The organism is Streptomyces sp. NPDC059224 (assembly GCF_042754285.1).
GTDB lineage: Bacteria > Actinomycetota > Actinomycetes > Streptomycetales > Streptomycetaceae > Streptomyces.
The window spans coordinates 168,130-177,091 of the sequence record NZ_JBHZAN010000025.1; the positions used below are offsets into that span (position 1 = coordinate 168,130).

The 8,962-nt window shown below is 68.0% G+C and carries 10 protein-coding genes; 6 read left to right on the forward strand and 4 right to left on the reverse strand.

Annotated elements, in window-relative coordinates; all coding sequences use genetic code 11:
• The first annotated feature begins 4 nt into the window (after positions 1 to 4).
• From ACFXI4_RS27745 to ACFXI4_RS27770, 6 genes are all read left to right on the forward strand, one after another.
• Positions 5 to 445: a hypothetical protein gene (locus tag ACFXI4_RS27745; RefSeq protein ID WP_024126623.1), complete on the forward strand. Its 441-nt coding sequence runs from the start codon at positions 5 to 7 to the stop codon at positions 443 to 445.
• Entirely contained in the window at positions 442 to 1,269 is an 828-nt protein-coding gene (locus ACFXI4_RS27750; RefSeq protein WP_384995885.1) for a hypothetical protein, read from the forward strand. The genes ACFXI4_RS27745 and ACFXI4_RS27750 overlap by 4 nt, the downstream gene beginning before the upstream one ends.
• 277 nt (positions 1,270 to 1,546) lie before the next feature.
• Positions 1,547 to 1,783, forward strand: coding sequence for a hypothetical protein (locus tag ACFXI4_RS27755; RefSeq protein WP_384995888.1), 237 nt, complete (start codon positions 1,547 to 1,549; stop codon positions 1,781 to 1,783).
• Between the two features lie 218 nt (positions 1,784 to 2,001).
• Positions 2,002 to 2,580 (forward strand): hypothetical protein, encoded by a 579-nt coding sequence (locus tag ACFXI4_RS27760; RefSeq protein ID WP_384995890.1) that lies wholly within the window; start codon positions 2,002 to 2,004, stop codon positions 2,578 to 2,580.
• Positions 2,581 to 2,612: 32 nt separating this feature from the next.
• Positions 2,613 to 3,137 carry a hypothetical protein gene (locus tag ACFXI4_RS27765; protein WP_384995893.1) on the forward strand — a complete coding sequence of 175 codons (525 nt, stop codon included), beginning with the start codon at positions 2,613 to 2,615 and terminating at the stop codon, positions 3,135 to 3,137.
• A gap of 832 nt (positions 3,138 to 3,969) precedes the next feature.
• The gene (locus tag ACFXI4_RS27770; protein ID WP_384995896.1) at positions 3,970 to 4,959 is read left to right on the forward strand and encodes a hypothetical protein; all 990 of its coding nucleotides are present in this window, start codon (positions 3,970 to 3,972) and stop codon (positions 4,957 to 4,959) included.
• A gap of 937 nt (positions 4,960 to 5,896) precedes the next feature.
• On the opposite strand, the gene ACFXI4_RS27775 is transcribed toward ACFXI4_RS27770, so the two are convergent.
• From ACFXI4_RS27775 to ACFXI4_RS27790, 4 genes are all read right to left on the reverse strand, one after another.
• Positions 5,897 to 6,061 (reverse strand): hypothetical protein, encoded by a 165-nt coding sequence (locus tag ACFXI4_RS27775; RefSeq protein WP_384995899.1) that lies wholly within the window; start codon positions 6,059 to 6,061, stop codon positions 5,897 to 5,899.
• Positions 6,062 to 6,359: 298 nt separating this feature from the next.
• On the reverse strand, positions 6,360 to 6,770 hold the full coding sequence (locus ACFXI4_RS27780; RefSeq protein ID WP_384995902.1) for a hypothetical protein: 411 nt from the start codon (positions 6,768 to 6,770) through the stop codon (positions 6,360 to 6,362).
• A 204-nt stretch (positions 6,771 to 6,974) separates the two neighbouring features.
• Positions 6,975 to 7,241 (reverse strand): hypothetical protein, encoded by a 267-nt coding sequence (locus ACFXI4_RS27785; protein ID WP_384995905.1) that lies wholly within the window; start codon positions 7,239 to 7,241, stop codon positions 6,975 to 6,977.
• A 138-nt stretch (positions 7,242 to 7,379) separates the two neighbouring features.
• Positions 7,380 to 8,006: a hypothetical protein gene (locus ACFXI4_RS27790; protein WP_384995908.1), complete on the reverse strand. Its 627-nt coding sequence runs from the start codon at positions 8,004 to 8,006 to the stop codon at positions 7,380 to 7,382.
• Positions 8,007 to 8,962: the final 956 nt, after the last annotated feature.

Genomic DNA, 8,962 nt, shown 5'->3' on the forward strand with positions numbered 1-8,962 from the left:
ACCCGTGACCACCCTGCTCGCCGCCGGGGCCGGAACCAGCGCCCTCGGCCCGATGTCCGCCACCGCCGTCAGCGTCATCCTGATCGTCACGCTCATCTACGGCATCTGGGGAAAGGGGAAGAAGAAGCTGGCCCGAGGCCCGGCCCAGGCCATCGGCTTCTTCGCCGAGCTCGCCTTCCTGCGCGCCGGCTCCTGGCCCCACGACCTCGGCACCGCCGTCCAGGACATCCCGCGCCAGATCGCCGAGAATCCCGACCTGGGATCCATCGGCATGACCGCCGTCGTGATCATCCTGCTCGTGCTGTCCGCCTTCGCTCCCATCGTGCCGTTCACCGGCGCCCTGTGGGGGATGCTCACCGCGGCCGCCATGTCCGCAGCTCAGGGCTCCATCTGGCGAGCCGTCATCGCCGTCGCCACCGCCGGGCTGTCCCTGGTGGGGGCATGAGCGGGAAGCCGGACAAGACGAACACTGCCAAGCAGGGACGGCGGAAAATCAGGCTGGAGCACATCCCGTTCGTGCGCGAGGTGCCCGTCGTAGTCAGCGCCACCATGGTTGCCCTGCGCTACGTGGGAGCTTGGCTGCGAGACGGCGACCAGGAGAGCGGGGGCTTCCTCGTCCGCCTCAGTGCACTCGGCCTTGTCGGCTACGTCGCCCTCTACTTCGCGGAGAAGCACCCAGGGCTGTTGTACGTCTACGGCGTCGCCGGACTCGTCGTCGTCACGACCGTCGCCGTCCGTACCGGGCTGTCGGCCGGCCGTACGGTGAAGGACCTGGAAGACGCGCACACCACTGCCGAGGAGGAGGCGCCTCAGGGGACCGACACCCTAAACGATCATGAAACGGCGGGGGAGTGGGACCCCGAAACGACGCAGGCCCAAGCCGCTGCGGCCGAAGCCGACGCCGCCTTCGCAGCGTTCGTCGAGCACAGCGTCGCCTTCGCCGTCCGCCAGGGCCGCAAGGGCGTCCACACCGACACTCTCCTCGAACGGATCCACCGGGAGAGGATGCTGGCCGACTGGACGGAACCCGTGATCAGACAGAAGTGCAAAGCCCTCGACATCCCCGTCCGAACCCAGATGGGCATCCAGGGGAGGAACTACTTCGGGGTGCACATCGCCGACCTCGAGCAGGCCCTCGGCAGGGCCCTACAGATCCCCGCCCAGCTGGTCCCCGACCTCACCCCGAACGCCCCCGCCGCACCCCCTGCCGAGCCCCCCGCTCCACCCCCCGAAGTCGCCTTCCTTGAGGCCCCTGCGGACAGTGCCTGAACCATCCGCCCGGGAGCTCCCCCGGCCGCCGGCCAGAGGGAGCTCCTGGGCGCCCGAAACCTCTCTCGGCCGGCCATCACTCCCCTCCCCCGCGGAGGCGCCACCAGCCATCTATCGGTGACATCTACGACCGTCTGACCTGCGCATCTATCCCAACGCTAGAAGCGTCTACCGCCCCCATCTACCGTTCCCTATCGGCTTGTTCCCATCCCGTAGGGCGCGGCACCCCGGTACCGTCGAACCACATCCGACAGGACCGGCGCAAGAGGAGCCCGCAGTGGCATGGCGGTACGAGTGCGGCCCGTGCGGGATCACGACCGGGTGGCTGCCGAAGGGGCAGGCCGCCGCCAAGCGGGACGAGCACCGGGACACCGTCCACCCCGGCATGATGCCGACGGCCGAGGTGTTCGAGTCCAACGCCAAGTCGATCGCTAAGGATCCGGCCGCCCTGCGCATGTGGGCGGTCATCGCCGGCGTCTGCCTACTCGCCTGGATCATCCAGTCCATTAGCTGACGCGCAAGCGCTCACACAGCGCTCTGACGCGCCCAACGCCAGGGCTGCCCAACGCCTCACGACGAGGAGACGGGTCGGCACCCCAACTGTGTGTTGCGTATTGAGAATTCAATGTGTACTGTGATCTTCGCGGAGAAAGTTCCGCCTCTGTGTCACACGGCGCTCGCGCACAACACCTGTAGCAGACGAGCGCACCCACACACCTCCTGGAGCCCAACGTGCCCACCCCCCGCACCCTGACGCTCGGCACCGCCCTAACGGCCGCCGCGCTCCTCGCCCTCACCGGCTGCGCCAACGGGCCCGTCAAGCACGGCGAAGTCATCGACAAGCGCGGCTACGCCGGTCACTGGATCCCCGACTACGAGGACGTGTACCGCCGGGACTGCTCGACTATCCGCACCAGCTCGTTCACCACTACCGCCTTCGAGGGCCGCAGCGGCGGCTCCAGCGGCAGCAAGTCCAGCGGCAGCAAGTCCAGCTCGTCGGGCAGCACTGGCAAGAAGAACGACACCACCCCCGACGGCTCCGGCGGTTCGTCCGGCGGTGCCCAGCCCGGCAAGTCGCTCACGAACGGAGGCACCTCCGGCACCACCCAGCCCGGCTCTTCCGGCTCGACCACAGGCGGCAGCAGCCAGCCCACCAAGCAGTGCCAGCGGCAGTACGTCGGCCGGAAGCAGACCGGTCAGCACTGGCAGCCGGGTAAGTGGGAGCTCCAGCTCCGCGACGGCGACCGAACCGGCTGGATCACGGTCTCCGAGACCACCTACAACGACACCGATCTCCACGACCACATCTGACCGACCCCGGAGACCCACGAGGAGGACCCGTCATGCCCGATGCACCCGAGTACACGCCCTACAGCATCTACGTGCTGGAGCCACACGCTGATCATGCGACCGCCGGGAACGGCTACATCCCGATCGGAGCCATTGCCGAGCGCGTCTACGGCAAGCCGTACAACTCGCTGCGCGACTGTCAGCGGGACGACGAGCACATCCCCAATGACAGCGTGAAGCTGTACGAACTCACCTCCGACGGGGACTACGAGGAGGCACTCGAACAGCTCGATGACGCGAGGGTGTACTTGGGCTGGGACTCCAGTATCGGTGAGGTCGTTTACAAGACCGGCATGAGCGAGCTGGACTACTGGCTGAGCATCCGCGTCGCTGACGAGAACACACCAGCCACTGTCGAGGCGAACCCGCCCGAAACGCAAGACCTTGAGAACGCCGTGTTCGAGAGCCGATTCTTCGCCGATCGCGCCTTCTCCCCGTCGCTGAACCTGGTCCTCGCCGACCTCATCCGACGCGGCGAACTCCCGCGCGGTGACTACCTGTTCCGGCACTGGTGGTGATCGAAACGGCACGAATACCGACGCCACAGAGCCCCGGCGAGGCACACCTGTCCCTCTTCCCTGGCGATCCGCTGCCACGCGACCAGTTACCCACCCCAGCACCCCCGCCCCCCGACGACCGCCGATGCGGGGCCACCACCCGGTGGCCCCGCATCATCCAGTGGGAGACACCAGACGCACCCCTTCGTTCTCGGAACCGTGTTCGGAGCCGCCGGCACCCTGCTCGCGCTCGCCCTCAGCCAGCGCCTGACCAGGAAACCGCACTGCCCCTGGTGCGCCACAGCCTCGGCCTGGCCCAAACCCCCTGCACCGCCGCGGCTACGTACAAGAACGCTGCCGCGAGCGCCTCCGCGACATTGACACGACGCCCGATCCCGGAACCGAACCCCTGGGGCCACGCGCACCTCCTCGACGAAGAACGGTGCTAGCCGCAGCCCAGGCTCCGTCCCCGCCAGCCCGGAGCCCCATACAGCCACTTCACCCAGCCCACCAGATGAGGACCGATGGCCCGCTGCCCCGCCACACTCCCGACGGATCACACCACCTGCGCCGGCCCCGGTGCCGTGACCGTGCTCGACGCGGACAACGCTGGCGCCGATGGATGCGAACTTCACGCCGCACGCCTCCTCGCCGTCCTCGACCGCGGCCGCGTCTTCGCACTGCCCCACGCCCCCGCCGGAGCGGCGCACCGCGTCGTCAAGGCTGCAGCTCCGCAGGGCGTCAGCCTTCACCGCCTAGCCGACGCCATCGTGACCTCGCCTGCAACGACCCGATGAAGCCCGGGCCGACCAGGCCCCGCTAACCCGCCACCAGTCACCTGAAGGGAACCCTCGTGCCCGTCGGCCAGCACCCCGAACACACCGTAAAGGTGTACCGGGACGAACGCCCGTCCATCACCCGGCTCATCCTCGAAGCGCGTTGGACCCACTATCGCCTCACCGACGCTCTGGAATACGACCCCGACAGCGACGCCGTCCCCGTCCTGCGCCGCTTCAACCTCCTGCACGCCGGCGCACTCGTCGACGTCCTCGCCCTGCGCACCCGAGACCCCGACCTCTACGAAGCCGCCCGCGACCACGGCGCCCTCCTCCGCGAGGTCGACGGCCTGGCCCTCGACGACCACCCCCACAACGGTCTCGACCACCTGCGAGCCCAGTACGCCCGACTCCACCAGCACACCCACGGCGACGCACGCCGAGCCCCCCAGGCCACTGACGACTCTCTGCCACCCAAGCGCCCCTTCCTCCGACCCGCCCCCCGGGTGGTTCGCCAAATGCTCGACACCTACGCCTGGGCCAACCTCGGCCTCGCTTCCCGCTTCCCCGCCGTCGACGTGGCCAGCGAACAACGGCGACACCTCATGACCCGCGGACTCCTACTCGACTGGGCCGCCACCGCGGCACCGGCCGACAGCGCCGCAGCCGTGGCCGCAGCCACCGCCGGCCACGCCCTGCGGGCCTTCGACCGCCGGCCAGCCTTGAACGATCTGCGCGCCCGCGCCTACCTCCTGGACGCCTTCCGCGACTTCGACGACCAGAACGAAGACGAGGACCCGCACCCCCACGACTGCGCAGGGCGCTGCGACGGCACCGGTGAAGTCCTCACCGTGCTCACCTGGGAGCACCACGGCGACGACACCTACACCGCCGTCCATCAGGAGCCGATTCTCTGCTTCGGCGCCCCCACCGCCCACGCCCCGGACTGCGCCACCTGCGGTGGACACGGCTTCACCTACACGCCCGGCTACCGCGACCTCTGCCTCGACGGGCGCATCTCCGACGGCGAACCCAGCGCGGCCACCGTGGCGTCGCAGGGAGCATGACCCCGCCGCGTCCCAGGCAGCCAGAACAGCCGGCGCCGAGCGGCACGCCCCACCTGCGCAAGCGCTGGCCGTCGCAGGGCCGCTCCGTTGGACTGTGATTTCTCTCCCCCGACCCGAGGGGGAGAGAAATCTCCCCCAGGGCGGCAACTGAGAAATCTCCCCCCTGACCTGAAAGGAGGGAGATTTCTCCTCCCCTCCCCAGAGATCCCGCGGGGGTGATTTCTCTCCCCTCCGTGAATGCCGGAGGGGAGAGAAATCACCCCCCGCGAAAGACGGGACTTGGCCACGCAGACCACCGCCAGAGGCCAACTTGCCCTACAACTTGCCCCACAACATGCCCTACAACTTGCTCTACAGCTTGCCTTTCAACTTGCCCTACAACTTGCCCCCAGGCTGCGCCCTCGACACGGAGACCTGCACTTCAGGGCGACGGTCAAGGGGGTTGGAGCGCGCCGACTACTTCTCTACGAGACCCCCAAGGGCTACGAGGACATCAGCGAAGAGCCACGGGCGAAGGGGAAGGAGAAGGCCGGCGGGGAGAGGAAGAAGCGACATGGATGGGAGAGCAGCAGCAGGACGGGATGGAGCGAGGGAAAGAGGAGCAGCGAAGAGCGAGAGCAGGCGGAGCGACAACAGCAAGCGAGAGGAAGAAGCCGCAGAGCACAAGAGCCGAAGAGGTGGAGGAACAGAGGGAGCAACGACAGACGAGACACGGACAGACCACGAAGCACGAGACAGGACGGGAGAACGGAAGCGGGACGGCCCAGGGACGGTGAGCATGACGCAGAGCGCCGCGACGGGGTGGAGAGGGTCGAGGAGTTGAGCAGATCGCCGAGGGCTGCGGAACGCAAGCGGCCCCGCCCAGCGAAACGCTGAGCGGGGCGCGAGCAAGGGAGGAGGGGGGAGGGGGCGCGCTGGGAGGGCGCGGCGCGCGAGATTACGAGGCAGTCCGGAGCATCCGCAGTGCGGCGGCCCGGCCGCTCGCGCGGAAGCGTTCTGCCGCGTGGAGCCGCAGTGCCCGCTCTCGACGGAAGGCGGCGGCGGCCTCGGGGTCGCCGCTCGCTGCGCGGGCAAGCAACTCATTGAGCTTGCTGTCAGTCATTAGGGGTCCTTTCGGGGCGCAACAGCGCGAGCCGTTACCGGCAATGGCGCACGGTCTGAGCTTCGGCGGCGGGGTTCGAGAGCGCGTGCGAAGCATCCATGGAGATCTTGAGGCAGAACACGGTAAGGACGATCGCAGAGACACCCAGCAGGACACCCAGGAAGATTCCAGTCCTGCGCCCGATCCTGCGCCCGATCCTGTGGTTCATCATTGCTCCCACTTTCCTAGCTTGTGAGGGTGGCGCGGAGATGTGCGGTCGGACTTGGATGCCGCCCCCACCGGGGGGCGGCATCCGGCGTTAGAACCAAGTCGCCTCACAGCCGAGGTCGTTCCGGGCAAGGTCCCGAAGCGCGGACAGTTCACCGTGCGCCCCGCACTCAACACATGTGCCGCCGCGCCGGTCCCCGTCGGACTCGAAGTCGCCGATGAGAAGGATGTGCGGGCGGGCTATGGGGGTTTTGATGGTGGACACGACCAGGCCGGACTCGGGGCGCGCGGCGGCGCGTGCCGCGAAGTACTCCATGCGCTCCTGGATGTCCTCCAGGTCCTGCTCGGCGAAAATCCAGGCCAGCCGCTCCACGGAGCCAGGCTCGCCGTACGGGAGCCCAGTCTCGGAGCAGATCGCCGACGTCTCGATCGCGGGCCGCATCGCCGACTTCTCGGCGGGCGTAGCGACCTTCGGTGAACGGCGGCGAAGCAGGGCGAACATGGAATCTCCCAGGAGTTGGTGCAGGTACTGACCGGCTGATGTGATTACAGTACACAGTGAAACACGAATACGCAACAACGCCGTGGCTCAGCCCCGGGGGATGAGAGAGGGGCCGGGGCTGGGCCTGGAGCGGGCGCGGGCGGCCCTTGGAGGGTAGGGCCGCCCTGCCCTGGTCTAGAGATCTACAGCTGTCTCGGGGAAGGGCTAGCAGGGAATCCGGGGGGATTGCGCGTCCAGCCGTCCCATGCGGCAATCGGGGCAGAGGTCCGCCCCCGCCTCCATCTCGTTCCCGCACTCCTCGCCCCATCCGGGGCACGTTCGCTTCGGCCCCAGACCGTGAATTTTGAAGCCGAGAGCTTCGAGCTGTGCCGCAGTCTCATCGCTGAGAGCTTCGGCCGCTGCCTCGCTCAGCGCGCCAAGCGCTTCGTCCAGCAACTCACATTCGCGCGCGGTGAAGATCGACTGTGTCACTTGAAGTCCTTTGGGTCCTGTCGCGTTGCGATGACGGGGCTTGGTGTGGGAGGGGTTGGAGGGGCCGCCGTGGGCCGGTGGTGGGCACCGGCGGCCCCTGTGGGGGTTGGGGGGCCGCCGGGCCTGGGGGGTGGGGGGTTAGGCGGTCTTGTAGCCGTTGAGCTTCTCGACCAGTTCGGCGCGCATGAAGGCGAGTGCCTGCGCCTTGTCGTCGAGCTTGTTGATCTGGGCCTGGACGGCGTCGGCGCGCTGGGCGTTGAGGAACTTGGTGTACGCGGCCTCGCGCTTGGGGGTGGCCTTGTCGGCCTGGTAGGTGGTGACCAGGCCGGTGACGAGGTCGCGGACCTTCTCGAAGGTGTCCTGGCTCGCGTGCTCGGCCGGGGAGTTGGTCTCGAAGGCCGCACCCATGATCCGCTTGCGGAACGTCAGCAGCGGCGCGGCCCCGTTGTCCGTGGCGGCGGTCAGGTCGGCCGGGTTGACCAGGTGGCTGCCGACCACGTACGGCAGGTCCATGTCGCCCAGCTTCGGGGCGTCGGTCCGCTCGTGGCGGTCGGTGGCACTGCCCTTGCCGAACTGGACGTTCAGCAGACCCTCGGTCTTCGGGAACAGCTCCCAGTTCGGGTGGACCACGACCGTGCCGATCGGGAACACCCCGTCCTGGAGGACGCGGGACAGGTCGTAGACCGCCTCGCCGTTCTCGCCCGTCTCGACCGCGTACGAGTAGGTGTTACCGGCCGGGGTGGTGAACGTCTTGGTACCGGACATGAAGATCCCCTCCAACAGGGTCAGTAGGTGGTTTCTCGGCCGGTTCTTCGTTCCCCCGACCTCGTGATAACTATAGTACACACCGAAACATGAATACACAACACCGGAACGGGATCACCCCAACGCGCTCAATCAAACCCACCCCCAACTAGGAACCTCAACCCGCCACCCCACCCCCGACGACCATCCACACCCACCACCGGGACCCGCACCGCCGACCCACCCCGAACCCACCGGAGCCACCCGACCCCCACCCCCGCCCAAGCCCGGATCTAACACCCCCCAACCACCCGGCGCGAATCTAGCGCCACCCGGAAACACCCCCGCCAACCCAACCAGCGAATCTAACACCCGCCCCATGTACGACGATTGAAGCAACCCCGGATCTAACACCCCCGGGTCCGCCGAATCTGACAACCCGCCAATTCCCGGACCGCGAATCTAACGCCACCCTCACACGCGCCCCGGATCGCCGCACGCGGCCCCCCTGGAGCCTCACCCCGGAAACCCCTTCCCTGACTGCCGGGACCCCCTGTAGGCTCCCGCTGGAGCCGCACGGGGCCGCTCGGCCGGACCGAAGCGAACCCCCAGGGCCGGGAGAACGGAAACCCCGTCAATTCCCGCCGCACAACTTGAATTCCAGGCCCCCAAGCCCTTAGAATAATCAGACCGCACAGGAAATCAGGACCACCCGCAGAGAAACACCAACGGGACAACCTGAAAACCCGTCGAGAAACCACAGAAAAGGCCCGCCAGGACCACGAGGGAACCCCCTCCCACCTAGCCAGCCATTCTCTGACCACAACCCCCGGAAAGAGGAACTGAATTAGAGGCCGAACCACCCGCCGGCCTCCGGCCCGCCCCGCGGGCCGGCTCCACGGCCGGCCCCTTGGCCGGCCGGTCAGCGCTCTGCGCTGACGGTCTTTCAGAGGGCGCTCTGCGCCCTCTGTACCCGC